Below are 22,369 nucleotides of genomic sequence, written 5' to 3'. Positions count from 1 at the left end.
CGCTCCTTCTATAGGAAAAACCTATGGTCAGCATATCGAAGTGAGGATTGCCCTTATGATCCTGCACTGGTGCACTGGTATCTCCACCAGGTGTCAACAAGGAGCAGGAGAATCGGATGTCGCAGACCACGGGAGTGGCCCTCATCACGGGAGCCGCCAGCGGCATGGGATTGAGCACCGTCGAAGAGTTTCTGCGCCGCGGGTACAAGGTCATCGGCATCGACATCGACACGGGATCGGTGGCGGCAGACCTCGCCGCCGACTTCACCCCGATCATCGCCGACGTGCGCTCCCGCGACGCACTTGTGGCGGCGATCGACGGTGTCCTCGCCGAAGGGGAGCGGATCGACGTCGTCGCGAACATCGCTGGCGTCTACCCGCCTACCACGCTCGACAGCTACGACGAGGCGAGCTATCGCCGCATCTTCGACATCAATGTGCTCGGACCCCTGAACGTCATCGCAGTGACCCATCCGCGCATGGGCGCCGGCGGCTCGATCGTGAACTTCGCATCCGTCGACGCCTTCGAGGTCTCGCGCGGACAGCTGCTCTACGGCGCCTCGAAGGCGGCGGTGGTCATGCTGACGAAGTCGCTCGCGCTCGAGCTCGCCCCTCGCGGCATCCGGGTCAACGGGATAGCCCCCGGTTGGGTGGCGACACCGGGCAACGCGGCGACAGGTCGGATGGAGGCGGCAGCCGCATCCATCCCCCTCGGCCGCGTCGCTCAGCCCGAGGAGATCGCCGCCTGGGTGTGGCTGATCTCACACGGAGACCATGCAGCGTTCCTCACCGGAGAGACCATCGTCCTCGCCGGCGGCGACGTGATGCGCTGAGCAGATCGATCGGGACCGAGGAGAGAGCCGTGAACACCATCACCGCCGTACAGCGACGGACCGTCGTGGTAACGGGTGCCGCGCGCGGCCAGGGGGCGGCCCATGCGGCCCTGCTCGCACGCACGGGCTACCGGGTGGTCATGACCGACGTGCTCGACGAGATCGGCGAGCAGTACGCGGCCACCGTGCGCACCCGTGGCTATGACGTCGACTACCGTCGCCTCGACGTGACCGACGAGGCGGATTGGGCTCGGCTCGCTTCCAGCCTCGCGGCGACGGACGCCGCGGTGTGCGGACTCGTCAACAACGCCGGCATCCTGCGTTACGGCCTCATCTCGGACACCTCCGTGCAGACCTGGACACTGCATGAGCGTGTCAACACCTTGGGCCCCTTCCTTGGCATCCGGGCGCTCGCACCCCTCATGACGACCACCGGATCGATCGTCAATGTCTCGTCCACCGCCGCGCTGGTCGGGTCAGCAGGCTACGCCGCGTACGCAGCATCGAAGGCAGCGCTCATCGCCCTCACGAAGGTCGCAGCCGTCGAATGCGCCCCCAGGGTGCGCGTCAACGTCGTCTGTCCCGGAGGTGTCGCCACGCCGATGAACGACGATGAGCCCGCGGGCGGCACGAGCAGCGATGCTCCACTCGCACGCCGCGCCCGGCCAGAGGAGATCTCGCCTCTCATCCAATACCTCATCTCCGAGGCATCCTCCTTCGTCACCGGCTCCACCTTCACGATCGACGGCGGATTGACCGCCGTCTAAACACCCCACCCCGCACCCACCAGAAACGAAAAGGAATGTTCACCATGGCACGCACCCCCATCGCTCGCCGCACCATTCACGCGACCTCTCTCACCGCGGTCGCCGTGCTCGCGCTGGCCGGCTGCACCTCCGCCCCCGCCGCCTCGAGCGGCTCAGCGGACTGTACACCCGCCGATGCCGGCCTCACCACGTACACCGCTGGCACCCTCACGGTCGGAGTCCCCGAGAATCTGCCCTACACGCAGACCAAGGGTTCGGACGCAACCGGACTCGAGATCGACGTGATCCGCAAACTCGCCGAGGCCGAGTGCTTGAACCTCGCGTTCGTGCCGATCACCTATGCGAACGGCATCCCGATGATCAGCGAGCAGAAGAAGACCGACATGATCTCCGGTGGTTGGTACGTCACCGAAGCGCGCGCCAAACAGGTCGGCTTCACCACGCCGACCTTCTTCGACAGCATGGGGATCATCTCAGCGGACGGAGCCTCGACCGTCGAGGAACTCGAGTCGATCGGACCCGTCGGCTCCGGAGCTGGCTTCTCATGGGAGGCCGACATGTCGAAGATCCTCGGCGACAACTTCAAGACATATCCGGGGACGATCGAGATGAAACAGGACCTCTTGAACGGACGGATCAAGGCAGCACTCGACGGGTACGCCGTCGCGGTCGCCGCCTACGCGGACACCGACTTCACAGTCGAGCCGGCCGCCGCCGATCCGCGCGTCGCGATCACGACCAAGATGCCGATGATCGCTTTCCCGATCGCGCAGGAGAACACCGATCTCTCCGACGCATTCAGCAAACTGATCGACACCTACCGCGAGGACGGCACGCTCGCGCGTATCCTCGCGGACTACGACCTGCCCGCTGATCTTCTGATCCCCGCAGACCAGGCCGCCACCTCCATCCGATGACTCGCGGGGTGCCGGCGATCACGCCGACACCCCCGACCCCAAACCAAGGAGCCGTTGTGTCCGGTCCCCTTATCACCCAGCCCAACGAGCTCGCCACCGCCGGGGTCGCGATCTCGAATCTCTCCAAGAGCTTCGGCGACAACCTGGTGCTCGACGACATCTCGATCACGGTCAATCCCGGCAGCGTGACCGCGTTGATCGGACCATCCGGATCAGGCAAGAGCACCCTGCTTCGCTGCGTCAACCTTCTCGAGACGCCCGACAAAGGCGTGATCACTGTGGGGTCGCAGACCGTCGAGGCGGGCAAGCGAGTCACCGACAGGCAACTGCTGGCCCTGCGCCGACAAGTGGGCATGGTCTTCCAATCGTTCAATCTGTTCCCGCACTACACCGTGCTGCGAAACGTGGCGTTCCCGCAGGAGAAGATCCTCGGGCGCAGCCGCGAGGAGGCCGAGCAACGCGCTCTGACACTGCTCGAGCGCGTCGGTCTGAAAGACAAGGCCGACCAGCACCCCGGCAGATGCTCCGGCGGTCAGCAGCAGCGCATCGCGATCGCGCGCGCCCTCGCCCTCAACCCTCGGGCCATGCTCTTCGATGAGCCGACCAGCGCGCTCGACCCGGAGGTGGGCGTCGAAGTTCTCGCGGTCATGCGGGAACTCGCTCACGCAGGCATGACGATGATCGTCGTCACCCACGAGATGCAGTTCGCCCGCGACGTCGGCGACCATCTCGTCGTCATGGCCGAGGGCCGCATCATCGAGGAGGGCGACCCCGTTGACGTCATGAACTCGCCACGGGAGGAACGCACTCGCCGGTTTCTCAGCGCCGTGCTGGAGCGCTGACATGGGCGACGCGATCACGGTCGTCCTCCTCGGCCTCCCGTTCACACTGCTGGTGACGGCCCTCTCCTTCGCGATCGGGCTCGTCGGCGGAATCCCGCTGATGCTGGGCCTCCGCTCCCGTATCAGGCCGGTGAGGCTCGCGATCCGATTCGTCGTCGACCTCATCCGCGGCGTCCCGCCGATCGTCTGGCTGTTCCTGCTCTACTTCGGTGTCTCGATCGGAACGATCCGACTCGATTCGCTCACCGCCGCGGTGATCGGCCTCGGCATCATCTCGAGCGCCTACCTCGCCGAGATCTACCGGGGCGGATTCGCGACCCTGCCGCTGGGACAGGCGGAGGCAGCGGCTGCGCTCGGGCTCGGAGGCGCAACCACGTTCGGCCGCATCCTCGTACCGCAAGCCTTTCGCGTCGCGCTGCCGTCGATCACGACCTTCCTTCTGTCCCTGTTGAAAGACTCCTCGATCGCATCCACGATCGGCGTCGCCGACATGGTGTTCCAAGCGACGATGTTCGCGCGGCAGAACCCTGCGGTTGCCGGCATTCTTCCGTTCTTCGTCGCCGCCGCGGTCTACCTGATCGTGAGCGTCCCCATCGCCGTGATCGCGCGCCGACTCGACACCCGGCTGCGGAAGGCGCACTGATGGACCTGATCGAATACCTGCCACGCCTCGGACAAGGGCTCGTCGTCAGTCTGCAGTTGACCGGCCTGTCCGTCGTGTTCGGCTATCTCATCGGGCTGCTCTTCGCCCTTGGCGTCTCAGCGATCAATCCCTGGCTTCGCTGGCCGACGCTCGTCGTCGTCGAGATCGGACGCGGCATCCCCGCCCTCGTGGTGCTCTACATCGTGTACTTCGGCCTCCCAGCGCTCGGTGTGCTTTTCGAGAACTTCTGGGCCGCGGTGATCGGCCTGACGTTCACGGCCGCCGCCTATTCGTCGGAGATGATTCGCGCCGGTATCCAGTCCGTGCCAGCCGGCCAGGTCGAGGCATCATCGGCACTCGGACTATCCCGCACGACCTCGTTCGTGCGGATCATCCTCCCGCAAGGGCTGCGTTCGTCGATCCCTGCGCTGATGGGGCTTGCGATCATGTCTTTTCAGGGCACATCGCTCGCCTACTCGATCTCGGTCAACGAGCTCATGAGCCAGGCCTATCAGGTGAGCACGATCACCTTTCAGTACCTGGCGGTCTACACGGTCACCGGCCTCATCTACGCGGCGATCGCAGTTCCAGCCACATGGTTGTCGGTCTGGGTCGAGCACCGCCTCGCGAAGGGATACGTGTGAAGACCGTCACCTGGCTCGAGGCCACGCACGGCGACCCGGCACTCGACGAACTGTGGAGCTTCCTCTCCGACCAGGTCGAGAAGCTGGCAGAAGGGCGAGTGCGCACGCGCCTCCAGCACGTGGCCGTCGACGCCGGCGGAATCCGCACCTCTGCCAACCGGCTCATGAGCGATGCGGCGATCCTCGCCAGCAGCCTCGAGGCGCAAGAGCGCGCGGACGCGATGGTTCTCGGATGCTGGGGAGCACCAACGGAGGCTGTCCGCACGGCGTCGCGGATTCCGGTCTCCAGCCTCCCCGACGGAAGCGTGCGCGCGGTCGGCAGCCTCGCCAAGCGGGCAGCAGTGATCACGGTGGCCCCGAGCCTTGTGCCCATCTTCACGGATGACCTCATGCGCCTTGGTGCGACCGGGTTCCTGGTGGATCGTCCTGTGCGAGCGTACGCTCCTGAGTCGACGCACCTCGATGTGCTTCGCGCGATCGTCGATCCGACAGAGCTCATCGCGCGGTTCGACGCGATCGCCGAACTGGCCGTAGCCGATGGCGCGGATGCGATCGTCGTGGGTTGCGGCTACCTGGCCCCGATCTTCACCGCACACGGCTATACCAGCGTGCTCGGTCACGCGGATGTGCCGGTGCTGGATTGCAACCGCCTCGCGTTCACCCATGCGCTCCAGCTCATGGAGCTGCAGCAGGCCGGCATCGGGCCGACACCCCGCGGATACATCCGCCCCACCGGCGCCCGCGAGGCCGCGCTCGCCGCGACATCCCGGCTGCTCAATCGCGCGCCCGTCGGCACCCGCTGATGGAAGAACATCCATGACGAAAGGACCACGAATGACCAGGTACTGTGTCATCGGCGCCGGTGCCGCAGGCATCTCGGCGCTCGAACAGCTCCGCAAGGCCGGATTCGCCGTCGACTGCTACGAGAAGACGAACCGCGTCGGCGGCCATTGGCACACCGACTACGACGCCCTACACCTCATCACGTCGCGCGATATGACGTCTTTCGAGAACTTTCCGATGCCAGCCGAGTACCCGCATTTCCCGCGGCGCGACCAGGTCCGCGCATACCTGGAGTCATACGCTCGAGCGCACGACCACTACGACATCATCAGCTTCAACACCACCGTCGAGTCCGTCACGCCGATCGCGACCGAGGAGCCAGACGGCTCAGCCGGATGGCTGGTGACGCTGAGCACGGGCGAGAGCATCGAGTACGACGGCGTGTTCGTGGCGAACGGCCACCTCTGGGATCAGAAGGTCCCCACTGTCGCGAAAGACTTCACCGGCAAACAGGTGCACTCCGGGTCGTACCGGAACGTCGGTGATATCGAAGGAGAGCGCGTGCTCGTGGTCGGTGCCGGAAACTCGGGCTGCGACCTCGCCGTGGATGCGGCACAGCACCGCTTCGACGTCGACATCGTCATCCGCGAAGGCACGTTCTTCCAGCCCAAGAGCTACTTCGGGGTGCCACGCCAGGAGATCGAATGGATGGCGCAGTTCTCGCCGGATGAGCAGGACCTCATCGCGCGTCTGCTCGCCCGAGTGACCATCGGGGAGTGGCACAACTACGACGGAATGCCCCGACCCGCGCATCACACCCTCGCCGAGGGGCGTACCGTCGTCAACAACCTGATGCTCTACTGGGTGCAACATGGTCGCGTCACGATCCGCCCAGGCATCGACCGGATCGACGGCAAGATCGCTCACTTCGCCGACGGCACGGCACGCGAGTACGACACGATCCTGTGGGCGACCGGGTTCAACGCGAGCCTGCCGTTCCTCGAAGACGATCTCGTTCCCCGCAGATACGGAGTGCCCCTGCGCTACGCTGCTGGAATCATTCCGCAGGGCCTCGAGAAGCTCTATTACATCGGGCTCAGCGCGCCGCGAGGACCGCAGATTCCCGTGTACGGCGTGCAGGCGAAGCTCGCGGCTCGGATGGTGGCACTGCACGAGAAGGCGCCATCCGGTTGCGCCGGCGTCCAGGCCTACCTCGCGGAACTCCAGGAGGCAGACGATCGCATCGATATCGTGCGCGCCATCTGGAACGATCAGATCGCAGACACCGAACGTCTGCTCGATGCCTTCACGCTGTCGCGCGACACCGCTGCGCCCCCGGGGGCCAGCGCGGTCGCGTGACGGGCCCCCCGTTGCGATCGACTCCCCGGGACGGTGGACACAGCCGTCCCGGGGTCTTCACAAGAGAACTCGCCGTCATCCTCGACTGGACTGAACCATCAGGCTGCGAACGTGCCCGTTCCCGACGAGACGTACCGCTACAGCGGGAACACTCGTCGGAAACGGGCACACTCGGCGCTTCGGTTCGACGTGTCCCCCAAAGAGCCGATACCACATCCTTGCGCTATCGGGCATACTCGCTGGGGTATGTATGGGGGAGCAGCTGGGACAGCACGCAGACGGCACGAGGTGGGCGCAGTGACCCTGAAACCCCACGGACATCTGTTCCGCCAGGGAAGTCTTGCGACTCTCGCCCTGCTCGCACCGGTGTTCGCGGTGCTCTATTGGCTCGCCATTCCTTACGGCATCTGGATGTCGGTCCTCGTCGCGCAACTCGTGCTCATGGCCCTGTATGGCCTCACGGTCGTGGCCTATATGCGCGTCTACATCCGCGTCGACAACAGCGGAGTGGAGGAGCGCGGGTTCTTCGGCAGGATAAACCGGGTTCCGGTCGATCGGGTCGACTCGATCCTGATCGCCGATCTCTACCAGGGCGGAACGCTCGACACGCATCCGCAGCTCTTCGCGATCGACGAGAACGGCCGGCTCCTGCTGCGCATGCGCGGTCGCTACTGGCCACAAGCCGCGATGGATGTCGTCGCAGAGACCCTCGGCGCACCCGTCACCTACAGCGCGACTCCGACGACGCTCGCCGAGTTCACACGTGTCCACCCCGAGTTGCTGTACTGGTTCGAACGCCGCCCGTTGTGGGGCCGGAACGAGACACGGCCCCCACGACCGTAGGCCCAAGCGTCGACCGCGCGGGCGATCCACGTCTGTGTGCGATTCAGCGCCGGTAGAGGCTTACTTCGCTCGCCTTCACCGACAGCCACACCTCAGAGCCCTCCGCGAGACCCAACTCCGCGACGGAAGCGGGCATGAGGTCGGCCACGACGGGAAGCGGCCCGGTGCGAACCCGGATTCCACCCGCAGCGTGTTCCATCCCGTTCACACGGGCACGCCAGACGTTCCGTGAACTCACGCCCTCCGGCTGCCGCGTCGAGACGACGACCGAGGCCGGCCGGAACACGGCAGCGGCGGGTGCACCTCCACTGATCCGGATCATGGCTCCTTCATCGCGGTGACCACCTCGCCCCGTGAAGCGGATGCCGCCGGCGGCCACGACCGCACCGCCGTCTGCGCTGCCGGTCACGAGGTTGACCCCCGCGACGGCGGCCGTGAAGAGGTCTCGCGGCTCCGCGAACACGCGAGCGGTCGGCCCCTCGTCGACGATGCGGCCGTCGGCGATCACAGCGGTACGGTCTGCGAGCACCACCGCGTCGAGAGCGTCATGGCTCACGACGATCGCGGTGGTGGGCGACGAGCGCAGTTGCTCGCGCAACAGCTCCCTGATGTCCGGAGCCGTTTCGACGTCGAGGGAGGCGAAGGGCTCGTCGAGGAGCAGCACAGACGGCCGGGCCGCTAGAGCGCGCGCGATCGCAACGCGCCGCTGCTGTCCACCCGAGAGCTCGGCGGGACGGCGCTCTCCCAGCCCCGCGAGGCCGACGCGCTCGAGCCAAGCCGCGGCGTCGGCCGAGGCGACGCGCATCGGATGGCGCTGCGCACGCGGTCCGAAGGCGACGTTCTGCAGCGCGGTGAGGTGCGGGAAGAGTTGGGGGTCTTGGCCCAGCAAGCCGATGCCGCGGGCGGAAGGAGGCACATGCACCGCCGGACGACGCCCCGCCTGCACCCGGGTGAGCTCCCTTCCGCCAGCGTGCACTCGACCGGCTCCCGGCATGAGCAGTCCGGCTATGACCGCCAGGAGGGTGGACTTCCCCGCTCCGTTGGGGCCGAGGAGCGCGAGCACCTCGCCCCGCCGGAGCTCGATGCGCACGTCGACCACGAAGGTCCCCCGCGCGACACGCACCTCGGCGCTCAAGGCCGGCGGCGTCACCGAACGGCCCCCGGCCGCCATCCGCGCACCAGCACGAGAATGAGGAACGCCGTCACCAGCAGCAGCAGCGAGAGCGCGACCGCCGAGCCCTGCGTGACGCCGGCTCCATTGAAAGCCGTATAGATGGCAAGCGGCATGGTCCTGGTCGTGCCGGCCGCGTTGCCGGCGAAGAGCGCCGTCGCCCCGAACTCTCCGAGCGCGCGTGCGAAGCAGAGCACCGTGCCCGCGACGAGCCCGGGCATCGCGAGCGGCACGGTGATGCGACGGAACACCGTCCACCGGCTGGCCCCCAACGTCGCGGCCACGCGCTCGTAGCCGGTGCCGACCGCACGCAAGGCGCCCTCGACCGTCAGCACCAGGAACGGCAGTGCCACGAAGGTCTGGGCGATCACGACCGCCGCTGTCGTGAACGGCAGGCGGATGTCCCACAACAATTCCAGCGTACGGCCGAGCAGGCCATTGCGTCCGAGCAGGAACAGCAGCGCGATACCACCGACCATCGGCGGCAAGACGAGCGGAACTGTGACGAGCGCACGCAGCAGGCCGGCCACGCGTGGGGTGCTCCGCGCGATGACGAGGGCGAGCGGAACGCCGAACAGGAGGCAGAGCACTGTGGCGGCCACTCCGGTGCGCAACGACAGCCAGAGCGCCTCACGCGCCTCGAACGAGGTCACATCGCTCAGCAGAGTGCTCCAGTCCACGCGCACGACGAGACCCGCCAAGGGCAGGAGGAGAAGGGCGACGCCGAGAAGCGCCGGCACATAGAGCGAACGCGGAACAGTGCCGATCCTGTTCCCTCCGACGTCCAGCCGCCTTCCGGCCGATGCCGACCCTGCGGTCACGGCGCCCCGAAGCCGAAGGAGGTGAGCGTCTTCTGCCCGGCATCGCCGAGCACGAGGCGGGCGAACGCCCGTGCGGCGGCCGGGTTGCGCGCGTTGGCGAGCACAGCCAGTGGATAGTGGTTCACGACGTCCGAGGCGCCGACGGGGACGATGCCTTCCACGTCACGAGCGGCGATTGCGACATCCGTCGCATAGACGAGGCCGGCATCGGCCTCGCCGGAGCGCACCTTGCCGAGCACCGCGGCGACGTTCTGCTCCTCACTGACCGGTGTGACGGATACCCCCGCACGGTCCAACAGCTTCGCGGATGCCGCTCCGCACGGCACCGCGGGAACGCACACCACGGTGGAGACGTCGGGCCTCGCGAGGTCGGCCAGACCGGTGACACCGGCCGGGTTTCCCGTGGGCACCGCGATGCGCAGGGTGTTGGAGGCGAAGAGCTCGGTGCCTCCTGCAAGGAGGCCGGCGTCGGCCACGATCGCCATGCTCCTCTCGTCGGCGGAGGCGAAGAGGTCGACGCTCGCTCCCTCGACGATCTGGGTGGCGAGGATGCTGGATCCGTCGTAAGAGATCGGAAGCACGTCGACAGCCGGATGACGTTCCTCGAAGATCCCGGCAAGCTCGTCGAAGACAGACACGAGTGAGGCCGCAGCGTAGACGGTGAGCGTGCCGGAGAGCTCGTCGGCGGCGGCACCGGTGCCGGTCGTCGCCCGCTCGGTCGGCGCGGAGCATCCGCCGAGGGCGACGGCCAGAGCGGTGGCGACGAACACACCGCTCACACGACGGCGCACCGGTGAAGACATGCGGGCCGTCATCGGGCCCCACCCGGCGTCTCGACGATCACACTGGTGGCCTTGACCACTGCGACCGCGAGCGAGCCGACCTCGAGGCCGAGTTCTCGCACGGCCTCGGCAGAGAGCAGCGAAACCACACGGTGGGGGCCGGCTTGAATCTCGACCTGCGCCATCACCCCGTCGACGAGCACGCGGGTCACGAGACCGACGAAGCGGTTGCGGGCGCTGCGACCGATTGCCGACGGGTCGGCGGGCGTCTGTGCGAGCTGTACGGCCCTGGCTGCGAGAGCGGCACCGTCGACGACGCGCCGTCCTGAGGAGTCGATGGAGAGCTCGAATATTCCGGCATCGGCCCAGCGCCGTACGGTGTCGTCGCTCACACCGAGCAGCGAAGCCGCCTCACTGATCCGAAAACTCGTCACAAACGTCATCATAGCTCCGCAAATCCGCGAGCAGATAGCGAGAAGCCACGCAAACGCGAATGAGAACGAGCCGGCCGACGGCACGCAGCCATCGAATCCCCCTCCAAGCCCCTCTCACGGTGGAACGCCTGGCAGCACGACAGACGCGCGACTAACGTGGAGCCATGCGATTGCCACCGCTCGTGAGCCCCGTGGTCGCTCTCACGCCCGGGGAGCGTCGCCGGACCGCGCGACAGTCCAGGCTGCCCCAGCTGGGAGAGCTCGGCCAACGACGTCTCGCGGCCGCCCGCGTCTGCGTGCTCGGGGCCGGCGGGCTCGGCGCACCCGCACTGCTCTACCTGGCGGCGGCCGGAGTCGGAACGATCGGAATCGTTGATGACGACGTGGTCGAGGAAAGCAATCTGCAACGACAGATCGTGCACGGTCTCGCCGACGTCGGACACCCGAAGGTCCTGAGCGCCTCCCGGCGCATCGCGGAGCTCTCGCCGGAGACGACGGTGATTCAGCATCGTGTCCGTCTCGACCGCGACAACGCGGTTGGCATCCTCAGCGGCTACGACCTCGTCCTCGACGGAACCGACAACTTCGAGACCCGCTACCTCGCAGACGAGATCTGCGCTGTCCTCGGCCTGCCCCTCGTCTGGGCGGCCGTCCTGCAGTTCACCGCGCAGCTCTCCGTTTTCTGGGCCGATCCGCCGGGGGGCTTCGATGCCGTCGGAGTCCGCCTGCGCGACCTCTTTCCCCGGCAACCGGAGACCGGGGACGCACCGTCCTGCGCAGAAGCGGGCGTGCTCGGCGCCCTCTGCGGCCAGGTCGGCTCCATCATGGCCGCGGAGGCCGTGAAACTCGTCACCGGCACAGGAGACCCGCTCCTCGGCAGGGTTCTCGTGATCGACGCGCTGAGCGCACGCCAGACGGAGCTACCGCTCCGGCCGATGACGGCTCCCGGCACCGCGCGTGGCCGAGTGTCGCGGGCGGACGTGCCACCGATGACGTCGGCGCATCCGGCCCCGGCCGCCCCCCTCACACACCGTCTCACGGCCTCCCGGCTCGCCGAGCGACTGGACGCCAAGGCCCGCGGCGATGACGACTTCGTCGTGGTCGACGTGCGCGAGCCCGAGGAGCATGCCGAATCCGCCATCCCCGGTTCCCGCCTCGTTCCGCTCGGAACCCTGCTTCGCGCGCCTTCCGAGGTGACACTCCCCCGCGGCGTGCCGCTCATCGTGCACTGTCATCGCGGCAGCCGGGCCGAACAGGCCGCACGAGCGCTGTCGTCGGCCGGCTTCGGCGATGTCGTCGTACTCGACGGAGGCATCGAGTCCTGGGAGAAGCAGTCGTGAGCGACGCCTCCGGCACGGCCGCGCCGACCGAGCTGGTCACGGTCGACGAGCAGCTGGCGCGAGTGCTCGCCACCGTCGGCCCTCTCGCGCCCGTACGCCTGCCGCTCGCCGGCACGTGGGGGCTCACCCTCGCCGGAACCGTCACCAGCAGCACCGACATCCCTGTGTTCGACAATTCCGCCATGGACGGCTACGCAGTGCGTCACGCGGACACTGAGACGGCGAGCGCCGGGAACCCGGTGGTGCTCGACGTGATCGCCGACATCCCCGCAGGCAGCGATCACGATCCGTTCGTTCCCACCGGCGCCGCCGCCCGCATCATGACGGGGGCACCTGTGCCGTCGTCGACCGACACGATCGTTCCCCTCGAGCACACCGACAGCGGGACCGTCCGTGTGGCCATCACCACGGCGCCGCGACCGTCCGCCCACATCCGTCGCGCCGGCGAAGACGTTCGCGCAGGTGACGCCGTTCTCGAGCCCGGCGTCCTCCTCACCCCGTTCCGGCTGGCCGCCGCAGCTGCGGCCGGGAGTCCGACCCTGCTCGTGCGTCCCGCGCCACGGACGGCGGTGATCGCCACGGGCAGCGAGCTCGTTCCCCCGGGGACCCCGCTCGAGCGCGGCCAGATCCCCGATTCGAACTCGCTGCTCCTCGCCTCCCTGGTCGCGGAAGCAGGTGGGGTCGCGACGCGAGTCGGCACCGTTCGCGACGACGCCGACGCCCTCCGCGCAGAGCTCGAGGCCTGCCGGTCGGCCGGCGTCGATCTCGTGGTGCTCTCCGGTGGCGTGAGCGTCGGCGCCTACGACGTCGTCAAGGCCGTGCTCGCGCCGCTCGCCGGGGTCGATTTCATCTCCGTGGCGATGCAACCGGGCAAGCCGCAGGCCTTCGGCGTGCTCCCGGACGGAACCCCCGTCTTCGGGCTCCCCGGAAATCCGGTGAGTGCGGCCGTCTCATTCGAGGTGTTCGTGCGCCCGGCGCTCCTGCGGATGCAAGGCCGCAGCGATATCTTCCGGCCAACTCTGCGCGCCACGGCGCACGAAGGATGGCGCACGCCCCCGGGCCGTCGCCAGTACATGCCCGTCATCATCGATCGTGAGGATGCCGCTCTGCCACGAGTCCGCCAGGCCACGCGCGGCGGATCCGGTTCTCATCTGGTGGGAGGCCTCGCGTCGGCCGACGGATTCGCCGTCGTTCCCGCCGAGGCCTCCGAGGTCCTTCCCGGCGACATCCTGACCGTCATGCGGGTGCGATCGTGAGCGAGCCGGCTTCTCGCACCTCGATGCCGTCGACCAGGCGCAGGAGGGTCTCGACGAAGACCGCGTCCCAGGGTATCGACGACGAGCGCCAGCCCGGGATCGACGCGCTGATCCTGGCCGGCGGTCGCGGCTCCCGTCTCGACGGCAGGGGCAAGACCGGAATCGTCGTGGGAGGACGCACTCTCCTCGGTCATGCTCTCGAGGCCGCGAGCGCCGTTCACGCTCGACAGGTCGTCGTCGTCGGGCCGGACGGTCTCGTCGAGCCACCCGTCGTAAACGTGTGCGAGGAGCCGGCCCTCGGGGGTCCCGTCGCCGGGATCGCAGCCGGACTCCCCGCGCTGAGCGCGGAGTGGGTTCTCATGCTGTCGTGCGATCTTCCGCGCGCGCTCGCCGCCGGCGCCCTGCTCGTCGCGGCCGCCGATGGAATCGACTCAGACGCCGACGGCCTCTGCCTCGTCGACGAGACCGGTCGCGCACAGTGGCTGGCCGGACTCTACCGCCGCGCTGCGCTGCGCGCGGCCGTCGACGCTCTCACCCGTCCGGAGGGTCCCGGCGTGCACGGCGCATCCGTTCGCAGCCTGATGGAATCCCTCAGCATCGTGATGGTGCCGGACCCGGATGGTGTCGCGGCCGATGTCGACACCTGGCAGGATCTCGAACGTGCCCGACAGGCATTCCCGTAAGGAGACATGATGAACGACGCATCGCACACACGAGAGCCCACGCGCGAGAATACGCCGCTGCCACCCGAAGCACTCGACGCCTGGCTCGCGGTGCTCGCCGCGAAACTCGGTCTCGACCCCGCCTGCGTGCCCACCGGCACGATCCTCGACGTGGCCCGCGACGTCGCGCACGGGGTGGCACGACCGGCCGCACCTCTGAGCACCTTCCTCATCGGCCTCGCCGCGGGCGCGTCCGGCGGGAACGAGGCGGCCATTCGCAAGGCGTCGCGTATCGTGACGGAAGCAGCCCGCGACTGGGCGCCCGTCGAGGATACGACGACCCGCTGATGGCGCGAGTACGCTACTTCGCGGCCGCCGCCGAAGCGGCCGGGCTCGACGAGGAGACGATCGACGCCGTATCCTTCGGCGAGTTGTCGGCCGAGATCGTCCGGCTGCACGGACCTGGGTTGGAGGCGGTGCTCCGCCGGTGCTCATTGCTCGTCGACGGCGTGAGGACAGACGGGGCCGACGCCGCCATCGCCGACGCCGCCACCGTCGACGTGCTCCCTCCCTTCGCCGGAGGCTGAAGTACCGGGCACGTACGGCGTCACCGAGCTCGCAGGGCCGAGCAACTCCTGACTCCGCGTCGGACGTCGAAGCCGATCGCGTGGAGCACGTCGCCGACCGGCGCAGCAATCGTGCCACCGGCACGCCGCCGAGTCACGGTAGCGCGGTCGACGCGCCGATGCACGGCCACCGTGAACGATCATCGGCCCTGTCGAGGACCCGTTCGGGAGGGGTGCGAGACGCTCGTCGCCCCGAACCCGGGCATCTGAACTGAGTAATGGCGGCTAGCGACGTTTCAGGGTTCCGAAGATGCCCTTGACCACCTCGCTGAGGATCGACTTGGTTGCGCTCGAACCGAGCACCTCCTCGAGCACCGTCTTCTGCTTCCTGGTCGAGCGCGACGTGCCCGACGTCTGCCTCATCAGCCGGTCGTATTCGGCCTGGGCCTTCTTGTCGGCCTTGGTTGCGTCGGCGGCGACCTTCGCCGCCATCTTCTCGTATTCGGCGTCGGCCTTGGCCTTGTCGATCGCCTGTTGCTCGGCATCGGCCTTGGCGGCCGCATCCGCCAGCTTGCGCGTCAGGATCTCGCGGGCGGAGTCGCGGTCGAGCGCCGTGCCGTACGTGCCGAGCAGCGGGGACGCCGCGATCACCGCATCGATGTCGGCATCCGACGACGGCGACATCGATCCCTGCGGCGCCCTCAACCGAGTCCAGGCGACGGGACTCGGCGCTCCCCTCTCATTCATGACGGTCACGATCGCCTCGCCGGTGCCGAGCATGGTGAGGACCTCCTCGAGGTCGTAGCCGGAGTTCGGGTACGTGGAGACCGTCGCTCGCAGAGCCTTCGCGTCGTCCGGGGTGAAGGCGCGCAGCTGATGCTGCACCCGTGAGCCGAGCTGTGCGAGGACGTCACCGGGAACGTCCTTCGGAGTCTGCGTGACGAAGAAGATGCCGACGCCCTTGGAGCGGATGAGCCGCACGGTCTGTGTGATCTGAGCGAGGAAGTCCTTCGAGGCGTCCTTGAACAGCAGGTGCGCCTCGTCGAAGAAGAACACGAGCTTGGGCTTGTCCAGATCGCCCACCTCTGGCAGGTCGTTGAACAGGTCGGCGAGCAACCACATGAGGAAGGTCGAATAGAGCGCTGGCTTGTCCTGCACGCCGGGCACCTCGAGCAGGCTGATGATTCCTCTGCCGTCGGCGGTGCTGCGGATGAACTCGGCCGTGTCGATCTCGGGTTCGCCGAAGAACACCTCGGCGCCTTGATCGGCGAAGGTGATGAGCTCGCGCAGGATGACGCCGACCGTTGCGCTCGACAATCCGCCGAGGTCCTTGAGCTCGGCTTTGCCATCGTCGCTCACCAGGTAGCTCAGCACGGCCCGGAGGTCGGAGAGGTCGAGCAACGGCAGGCCCGCCTTCTCGGCATAGTGGAAGACGAGGCCGAGACTCGACTCCTGAGTGTCGTTCAGGCCGAGCACCTTGCTGAGCAGAAGCGGTCCGAACCCAGAGATCGTGGCCCGGATGGGCACGCCATTGCCGACACCGCCGAGGGAGAAGTACTCGACGGGGAACGCATCCGGAGTCCAATCCTGGCCAATGCCCTTCGTGCGGGCGATCAGCTTGTCGCTGGAGGCTCCCGCGGTGGCGATGCCGGACAGATCTCCCTTGATGTCGGCGGCGAAGACGGCGACTCCGTTCGCGGAGAGCTGCTCGGCGAGACCTTGCAGGGTGCGGGTCTTGCCCGTTCCTGTGGCTCCGGCCACGAGGCCGTGCCGGTTGGTCATCGCGAGCGGGATGCGAACCTGCACCCCGGGCAACGCATCACCGTTGACGAGAGCGCCCATCTCGAGCGCAGCCCCCTCGAAGGCATAGCCCGCGCGGATGGCATCGACATGCTCGGCATCCAGTGGACCGGCGCCAGTCTCGGCGGATGCCGTCGGCACGTTCTCGGAACGCGTGACCTCGGCACGCGGAACCTCGGTGCCCGGCACTGCCGCCGGGGCGACGGCGGGTTGCGCGGCTGCAGGCCGTGCAGCCGCCGCCTGGCTCGCGGCGTCAGCGGCGAGCTGCGCCTCGGACGCTTTCGCCTGCGCATCCGCAGCGGCTTGAGCGAGCGCTGCGGCCTCCTCGGCCTTCTTGATCGCTTCCTCGGCCTGTTCCCGAAGTTTCTTCGCCGCCTCAGCAGCCACTGCCGCTGCTTCCTGAGCCTGCTGGAGGGCGTCATCCGTCATGAGCAAATCCTATCCGTGTGCTCGGCATGCGCGAACCGCCGGCCACGCGCGACAGGCCGCCTCACGACCGCTCGAAAGAGGCTTTTCGGGGATGCGGAACCTTTCAGCGCAGCACGACCACAGGCGTCGTCGCCCACTCGCGCACGAGCTCCTCGCGCACGGTGACCCCTGTTCCCGGCCCGGTCGGCACGGGCAGCTGCCCCGCGTGCACGCCCGTTCCAAGGACGAACGGCTCTGTGAGGTCCTCGGCGTAATAGCGATCAGAGGCTGAGGTATCGCCGGGCAAGGTGAACCCGGGCAGGGCGGCGAGTGCGACGTTCGCGGCGCGGCCGACGCCGGTCTCGAGCATCCCGCCGCACCACACCGGAACCTCGAGTTCGGCGCAGATGTCGTGCAACCGCACCGCTTCGAGATAGCCTCCTACCCGACCCGGTTTGATATTGATCACGGAGGCCGCGCCGCGTTCGATCGCGTCGAGGGCGATCTCGGCGTTGACAATCGACTCGTCGAGGCACAACGGGGTCTCGATCGCGCGCGCGAGCAGGACGTGCGTGGCGATGTCCTCCTCGACGAATGGCTGCTCGATGAGCAGGAGCCCGAATGCGTCGAGCCGACGCAGATGGTCGATGTCGGCCACGGTGTACGAAGCGTTCGCATCGACCTGCAGCATCATGTCGGGACCGATGAGTTCGCGAACGGCGGCGATGGGGGCGATGTCCCAGCCCGGTTTGATCTTGAGCTTGATGCGAAGGTAGCCGTCGTCGAGGTAGCCGGCGACCTCGTCGAGCAGGGTGTCGAGATCCGGGCTGATGCCGACCGAGACACCGCAATCGACCCAGTCGGCCACCGCACCGAGGTACTCGCCGAACGAGGTGTCCGCCTCTCGCAGCTCCGCGTCGAGCACCGCCGCCTCGAGGGCGGCCTTGGCCATGCGATGCCCGACGATGGGTCGCAACAGCTCTGCGACGGTCTCGCCCCCGACATCGTGCGCCGCGAGCAGTGATGGCGCGAGATAGCGTTCGATCACACGAGCGCATCCGTCGACGTATTCCGAGCTGTAGAGCGGGTCGTTGCCTGCGACGCATTCGCCCCAGCCGGCGCCATCGTCGCCGCGCACGCGCACGAGCAGCACCTCGCGCTCGGTCTCGCGTGCAAAGGAGGTCTCGAAGGGGCGCACGAGCGGCATGCCGACCCGGTGCAGCTCGATCGCCTCGACTCTCATGGTGATCCGCCGTGGTCCGCTCGCCTGTCGACGTCGTCCGCGGTGAAGACGTAGTCGTTCTCGCCGTCGAGCTCCGGGCGGAGCCCACGCTCCATGAGCTCGCCGAAGAGCCTGCGAGACTCCTCGCGCAGCCGGGCCGCGACGTCGACGTTCTCTGCCCGCAGGGTTTCGAAATCCGCGTCGAGTTCGAGCCGGTCGTCGGCGTTCCACTCCGGCTGCGGCTGTCCCGTCACGGCGCGCACCGTGCGCTCGGATGCCAGGCGCCAGCGCACCTCGAACCGGTCGCTGCGATCACTGCCGGTGATGGTGTCGTCGAGCCGGCCGTAGAAGTCCGGCCAGAAGTGGGTGACCTCCGCGCCGAGCTTGACGAGATTGAAGTGCGCGTTCCTGCGGATGAGCGGATCGAAGGTCCAACGCATCTCGTCCACGCCATTCTGCAGGCAGATCGCGCGCTGGAACAGCTTGAGCGCATAGCCGACGCCGCCGCTGCGACGCCAGGGCACGACGGCGTTCATGTGGGAATGCAGATGGGTACCGCCGCTCCAGCCCAGAAACCCGAGAGTCGCCCCAACAGGCCCCGCGCCGCGCCTGCTCGTCGCGTCTGTGGCGATGAGCACGGTGTTGCCGGCATGGTCGAGTGCCTGCAGCATCGAGGCGTCCGGGCTGCGACCCACCCCCCAGGTTCGCTCGAACAACCCGACGACGCTCGCGAGGTCGCCGGGGGCGACGAGCCGGACCGCGACGCCGGCGGTCGCTCCCGCCGCATCGGCGAGGCGGAAGGCATCGTCGATGAAGGCCGCGGTATGCCCGGTCATCGGCCCAGTCGCTCTTCCAGGCCCCAAGCCTGGCCATAGCCGCCGCTGTCTTCCGGCAGGGCCATGAGCTCGAGGAAGGGCTGCGCGTCGAAGGCCTCCGGACCGAGCACGCCCGAGCCCGACCAGATGCCGCGGGCCAGAAGCTCGAGCGCGATCACCGGGTTGAGGGCCGTCTGCCACACGACGCACTGCGCGTCGTACTCCCTCATCGTCCACTCGTTGTCGCTCACGTGGTAGAGGTATACCTCACGCGGTCTGCCGTCGACGCCGAGCCCGCTCGCCCAGAGGCCCGCGCAGGTCTTGCCGGTCATCCGCGGACCGATGGTGGCCGGGTCGGGCAGGGCTGCCGCGACGACGTCACGAGGAGCCACCTCGACCGGGCCGTTCTCGCTGCGCACCCGCACCGGCATGGCCGAGTCGAGGCCGAGCAGGTGCAAGGTCTTGAGCACGGTGATGAACTCCTCGCCCAGGCCGTACTTGAAGGTCACGCGCTTCGCGTCGATCCAGCGTGGCATGAGCACGACCTCCTCGTGCTCGACGTTGACGCATTCGATCGGGCCGATCCCCTCGGGAAACTCGAATACCTCCGGCTCGCTGAACGGCGGCGTCGTGAACCAGCCGGCGTCCCGCTCCCAGACGATCGGCGGATTGAGGCATTCCTCGATCGTGGTCCAGATGCTGAAACCCGGCGCGAAGATCTCGTTGCCGGCCTCGTCGCGCACCACGAGGTTGGCCCCGTCACGGGTGCCGAGCTCTTCGATGTCGCTGAACAGGTGGTCGGCGGCATACCGCGCGAAGACATCCGACAGCCCCGGCTCGACGCCCATGCCCACGAGGGCGAGCCGGCCGGCGCGCTCCCAGTCGCCCGCCTGGGCGAACTGGTCGTCGCCGAGCTTGACCCCGGTCCGGGCATGCGGGTCGGTCGGATGCGGCTCCGAGAGGCTCATCGCCATGTCGAGGTAGTCGGCGCCGGCGGCCAGCGCCCCGGCGAAGATCGTCGGCACGAACAGGGGCTCTACCGCGTTCATCACATGGGTCGCGCGGTGTTCCCGCGCCACCTCCGCCACCCGGTCGGGGTCGGAGGCGTCGATCTGAGCCGCGCCGAAGCGACTCGCGACATCCGCGCCATGCCGTGCAGAGATCCAGGCGACCGTGCGCTCGGCGCGGGCCTTGTCGTAGTCGCTCACAACGATCTGCTCGTAGAAATCGCGTCGCGCCGCGATCTTGGCGATCGCGTCGCCGACTCCGCCAGCACCGACCAGGAGGATTCTCATGCCCGCCACGCTATCGCGCCAACGCAAGCGAACTCTAGGGCTGTCGGGGGCTATCCGGCGCGATCTTCCGCTTCCGGAGCGTCCGCTCACGCTCGAACGCCAGTCGCCGCGCGAAGATCTGCCACACGATGAGGGCGACTCCGGCGCCGAGCAGCGAGCCGCCGATGGTGTCGCTCACCCAGTGCGCACCGAGGTAGGTGCGGCTCAGCATCATGAGCACCGTATAGCAGGCGCAGGAAAGCCACACCCAGATCTGCGGGAAGAGCACGCCGAGCGTCACCGCGAGCGTCGCGGCATTCGCCACATGCCCAGAGGGGAACGATCCGAAGTCGACGTGAACGAGGATGTCCTCCGGGCGGGCGCGTCCGAAGAGGTGTTTGAGAAGCTGCACCGACAGCGAACTCGCGACGGCTGCCGTGACCGCATAGAGCGCTGCCAACGGCCGCCGTCGCAGCAGCATGAGCGCGACGGTGCCGAGCGGCACGATGACGATGCCGATGAGACCGCCGCCGAGGCGATTCATCAGGAACGCAAGCCACTCACCGGCTGGAGTGCGATTGGCGACGATCGTCGCCATCCAGTTGACGTCGAATCCGAACGGGCCACCGTTCTCGCGCAGCACGATGAGCGCGCCCAGTCCGATGCACAAGATGAGCAGCACGGCTCCGCCGACCAGCGGAACGCGGGTGGCGAGCCGGCTCGCCCACCCCTGCCACGTCACGTCCTTCGGCTCGGAACTGGACGGGGTATGCGGCTCCATGCCGACCACGTTACTGCCGACATCCGGTCGTGCCGCGCTCAGTCGACGAGCGCGGGGACGGTGCGAGGACGCACGAGGATCCACATGGCGATGATGCCGATCCCCGCCGCCGCCCCCATGACGACACCCATGGGCGTCGCAGTGGCCACTCCGAGCAGTCCGACGAGCGGCGAGATGATCCCGGCGAGGCCGAAGTTGAATGCTCCGAGCAGCGACGCCGCGGTCCCGGCCTCGGCGCCGTGCTTGGCGAGCGCGAGCACCTGGACGGCCGGGAAGCCGAACCCGCAGGCCGCGATGAACACCCAGAGCGGGATCGCTGTGCCCCAGAATCCTGCGTCGGCCTGATCGAGCACGACGATCGCGACCGCCATGACGAACTGCACGATCGTGGTGGTCACGAGGATCCATTGCGGTGCGACGACGGTGCGCATGAGACGCGAGCTGATCTGAACGCCGGCGACCACACCCAGTGAGTTCACGGCGAAAAGGAGCCCGTATTGTTGCGGATTGAACCCGTAGACGTCTTGGAAGAGGAACGACGACGACGCAAGATAGCTGAACAGCCCCGTGAAGCTCATGCCGCCGATGAGGCCGACGCCGACGAAGACACGGTCGGAGAAGAGGGACCGATAGCGATCGCGCGTCGTCGAGTGGCCGGTGACGTGACGCCCGCTCAGCGGCAGCGTCTCGACGATAAGCAGCGCGACGGCGGCCACGACGACCACCCCATAGGCGGCGAGCACCCAGAAGATGCCCCGCCAGTCCATCACGAGCAGCAACTGCGACCCGATGACAGGCGCAAGCACAGGCGCAAGCCCGTTGACGAGTGCGAGACGCGAGAGCATGCGCACGAGCGGCTTGCCGCCGAAGAGGTCGCGCACCATCGCCATCGCGACGACACCGCCTGCGGCTGCACCGAAGCCCTGGAGCACCCGGAACACGCCCAGCCACACGATGTCGGGGGCGAGCGCCGCGCCGACACAGGCGGCGATGTGCAAGAGCGTGGCGAGGATGAGCGGCAGGCGCCGTCCGACCTTGTCGCTCCACGGTCCGACGATGAGCTGGCCGAAGCCGAAGCCGATCATCGTGCCGGTCAGGGTGAGTTGGATCACGGCAGCGCTCACCCCGAGCTCATCCTCGAGCTTAGGGAAGGCGGGAAGATAGAGGTCGATCGTGAACGGCCCGAGCGCGGTGAGCGCGCCGAGTACGAGCACATAGACAAGCCGCTGACGGCGGGTGAGGGCGTCGCCGGGATGCGTCGTGCGTGTGCTCGGCAGAATGAGCGGGATGGGGCTGGTCGCGGTCACGGTGTTCCTTGCCGGGAATGAGAGGGCGGCGCGCGCCCTCGGACGCCGGAAAACGAAAGATGACGCCCTCGGACGCCATCCGTGATTCGACCGGCCGCT

General features: G+C 67.9%; 24 protein-coding genes. 14 read left to right on the top strand and 10 right to left on the bottom strand.

Going from position 1 to position 22,369, the window contains the following annotated elements; all coding sequences use genetic code 11:
• The first annotated feature begins 116 nt into the window (after positions 1–116).
• The 9 genes from ACFQB0_RS00680 to ACFQB0_RS00640 all read left to right on the top strand — a co-directional run bounded on the left by ACFQB0_RS00680 (position 117) and on the right by ACFQB0_RS00640 (position 7,631).
• Positions 117–833, top strand: coding sequence for an SDR family NAD(P)-dependent oxidoreductase (locus tag ACFQB0_RS00680; RefSeq protein ID WP_386726290.1), 717 nt, complete (start codon positions 117–119; stop codon positions 831–833).
• Positions 834–862: 29 nt separating this feature from the next.
• Positions 863–1,600: an SDR family oxidoreductase gene (locus ACFQB0_RS00675; RefSeq protein WP_386726288.1), complete on the top strand. Its 738-nt coding sequence runs from the start codon at positions 863–865 to the stop codon at positions 1,598–1,600.
• A gap of 44 nt (positions 1,601–1,644) precedes the next feature.
• Positions 1,645–2,517, top strand: coding sequence for a substrate-binding periplasmic protein (locus tag ACFQB0_RS00670; protein WP_386726285.1), 873 nt, complete (start codon positions 1,645–1,647; stop codon positions 2,515–2,517).
• A 56-nt stretch (positions 2,518–2,573) separates the two neighbouring features.
• Entirely contained in the window at positions 2,574–3,359 is a 786-nt protein-coding gene (locus ACFQB0_RS00665; RefSeq protein WP_386726283.1) for an amino acid ABC transporter ATP-binding protein, read from the top strand.
• Between the two features lies 1 nt (position 3,360).
• Entirely contained in the window at positions 3,361–4,002 is a 642-nt protein-coding gene (locus tag ACFQB0_RS00660) for an amino acid ABC transporter permease (RefSeq protein WP_386726280.1), read from the top strand.
• On the top strand, positions 4,002–4,646 hold the full coding sequence (locus ACFQB0_RS00655) for an amino acid ABC transporter permease (RefSeq protein WP_386726278.1): 645 nt from the start codon (positions 4,002–4,004) through the stop codon (positions 4,644–4,646). Before ACFQB0_RS00660 ends, ACFQB0_RS00655 begins: the two co-directional genes overlap by 1 nt.
• Positions 4,643–5,449: an aspartate/glutamate racemase family protein gene (locus ACFQB0_RS00650; RefSeq protein ID WP_386726275.1), complete on the top strand. Its 807-nt coding sequence runs from the start codon at positions 4,643–4,645 to the stop codon at positions 5,447–5,449. Before ACFQB0_RS00655 ends, ACFQB0_RS00650 begins: the two co-directional genes overlap by 4 nt.
• Before the next feature lie 31 nt (positions 5,450–5,480).
• Positions 5,481–6,788, top strand: a complete 1,308-nt coding sequence (locus ACFQB0_RS00645) for a flavin-containing monooxygenase (protein ID WP_386726272.1) — start codon at positions 5,481–5,483, stop codon at positions 6,786–6,788.
• Positions 6,789–7,085: 297 nt separating this feature from the next.
• Complete coding sequence (locus tag ACFQB0_RS00640) at positions 7,086–7,631, top strand: hypothetical protein (protein ID WP_386726269.1); 546 nt, start codon at positions 7,086–7,088, stop codon at positions 7,629–7,631.
• Positions 7,632–7,674: 43 nt separating this feature from the next.
• Here ACFQB0_RS00640 and ACFQB0_RS00635 read toward each other — a convergent pair whose 3' ends face one another.
• The 4 genes from ACFQB0_RS00635 to ACFQB0_RS00620 are packed head-to-tail and all read right to left on the bottom strand — an operon-like array spanning position 7,675 to position 10,839.
• Positions 7,675–8,802 (bottom strand): sulfate/molybdate ABC transporter ATP-binding protein, encoded by a 1,128-nt coding sequence (locus ACFQB0_RS00635; protein WP_386726266.1) that lies wholly within the window; start codon positions 8,800–8,802, stop codon positions 7,675–7,677.
• Positions 8,778–9,623, bottom strand: coding sequence for an ABC transporter permease (locus ACFQB0_RS00630; RefSeq protein WP_386726263.1), 846 nt, complete (start codon positions 9,621–9,623; stop codon positions 8,778–8,780). The genes ACFQB0_RS00635 and ACFQB0_RS00630 overlap by 25 nt, the downstream gene beginning before the upstream one ends.
• Complete coding sequence (gene modA, locus ACFQB0_RS00625) at positions 9,620–10,426, bottom strand: molybdate ABC transporter substrate-binding protein (protein WP_386726261.1); 807 nt, start codon at positions 10,424–10,426, stop codon at positions 9,620–9,622. The genes ACFQB0_RS00630 and modA overlap by 4 nt, the downstream gene beginning before the upstream one ends.
• A gap of 8 nt (positions 10,427–10,434) precedes the next feature.
• A complete protein-coding gene (locus tag ACFQB0_RS00620) occupies positions 10,435–10,839 on the bottom strand; it encodes a TOBE domain-containing protein (RefSeq protein WP_386726260.1) in 405 nt (134 codons plus the stop codon).
• Positions 10,840–11,003: 164 nt separating this feature from the next.
• Between ACFQB0_RS00620 and ACFQB0_RS00615 the strand changes: the two genes are divergently transcribed.
• From ACFQB0_RS00615 to ACFQB0_RS00595, 5 genes are read left to right on the top strand one after another with little or no spacing between them, the layout of a single operon-like run.
• Positions 11,004–12,179 carry a ThiF family adenylyltransferase gene (locus ACFQB0_RS00615; protein ID WP_386726258.1) on the top strand — a complete coding sequence of 392 codons (1,176 nt, stop codon included), beginning with the start codon at positions 11,004–11,006 and terminating at the stop codon, positions 12,177–12,179.
• On the top strand, positions 12,176–13,435 hold the full coding sequence (locus ACFQB0_RS00610) for a molybdopterin molybdotransferase MoeA (protein WP_386726256.1): 1,260 nt from the start codon (positions 12,176–12,178) through the stop codon (positions 13,433–13,435). Before ACFQB0_RS00615 ends, ACFQB0_RS00610 begins: the two co-directional genes overlap by 4 nt.
• Complete coding sequence (mobA, locus tag ACFQB0_RS00605) at positions 13,432–14,118, top strand: molybdenum cofactor guanylyltransferase (protein ID WP_386726253.1); 687 nt, start codon at positions 13,432–13,434, stop codon at positions 14,116–14,118. The genes ACFQB0_RS00610 and mobA overlap by 4 nt, the downstream gene beginning before the upstream one ends.
• A 6-nt stretch (positions 14,119–14,124) precedes the next feature.
• Positions 14,125–14,445, top strand: coding sequence for a DUF6457 domain-containing protein (locus tag ACFQB0_RS00600; protein ID WP_386726250.1), 321 nt, complete (start codon positions 14,125–14,127; stop codon positions 14,443–14,445).
• Positions 14,445–14,684 carry a MoaD/ThiS family protein gene (locus ACFQB0_RS00595; RefSeq protein ID WP_386726247.1) on the top strand — a complete coding sequence of 80 codons (240 nt, stop codon included), beginning with the start codon at positions 14,445–14,447 and terminating at the stop codon, positions 14,682–14,684. Before ACFQB0_RS00600 ends, ACFQB0_RS00595 begins: the two co-directional genes overlap by 1 nt.
• Before the next feature lie 264 nt (positions 14,685–14,948).
• On the opposite strand, the gene ACFQB0_RS00590 is transcribed toward ACFQB0_RS00595, so the two are convergent.
• The 6 genes from ACFQB0_RS00590 to ACFQB0_RS00565 form a co-directional block, all read right to left on the bottom strand.
• Positions 14,949–16,892, bottom strand: coding sequence for a helicase HerA-like domain-containing protein (locus ACFQB0_RS00590; protein ID WP_386726245.1), 1,944 nt, complete (start codon positions 16,890–16,892; stop codon positions 14,949–14,951).
• 103 nt (positions 16,893–16,995) lie between these two features.
• On the bottom strand, positions 16,996–18,114 hold the full coding sequence (gene menC / locus ACFQB0_RS00585; RefSeq protein WP_386726242.1) for an o-succinylbenzoate synthase: 1,119 nt from the start codon (positions 18,112–18,114) through the stop codon (positions 16,996–16,998).
• The gene (locus ACFQB0_RS00580) at positions 18,111–18,929 is read right to left on the bottom strand and encodes a hypothetical protein (protein ID WP_386726240.1); all 819 of its coding nucleotides are present in this window, start codon (positions 18,927–18,929) and stop codon (positions 18,111–18,113) included. Before ACFQB0_RS00580 ends, menC begins: the two co-directional genes overlap by 4 nt.
• Complete coding sequence (locus ACFQB0_RS00575; RefSeq protein ID WP_386726238.1) at positions 18,926–20,203, bottom strand: saccharopine dehydrogenase family protein; 1,278 nt, start codon at positions 20,201–20,203, stop codon at positions 18,926–18,928. The genes ACFQB0_RS00580 and ACFQB0_RS00575 overlap by 4 nt, the downstream gene beginning before the upstream one ends.
• Before the next feature lie 34 nt (positions 20,204–20,237).
• Complete coding sequence (locus tag ACFQB0_RS00570) at positions 20,238–20,963, bottom strand: phosphatase PAP2 family protein (protein WP_386726237.1); 726 nt, start codon at positions 20,961–20,963, stop codon at positions 20,238–20,240.
• Between the two features lie 38 nt (positions 20,964–21,001).
• Positions 21,002–22,270: a multidrug effflux MFS transporter gene (locus ACFQB0_RS00565; RefSeq protein WP_386726235.1), complete on the bottom strand. Its 1,269-nt coding sequence runs from the start codon at positions 22,268–22,270 to the stop codon at positions 21,002–21,004.
• Positions 22,271–22,369: the final 99 nt, after the last annotated feature.

The organism is Luethyella okanaganae, assembly GCF_042660285.1.
GTDB lineage: Bacteria > Actinomycetota > Actinomycetes > Actinomycetales > Microbacteriaceae > Luethyella > Luethyella okanaganae.
The sequence above is the reverse complement of the archived record's forward strand: the minus strand, read 5'-3'. Positions and strand labels throughout refer to the sequence as shown.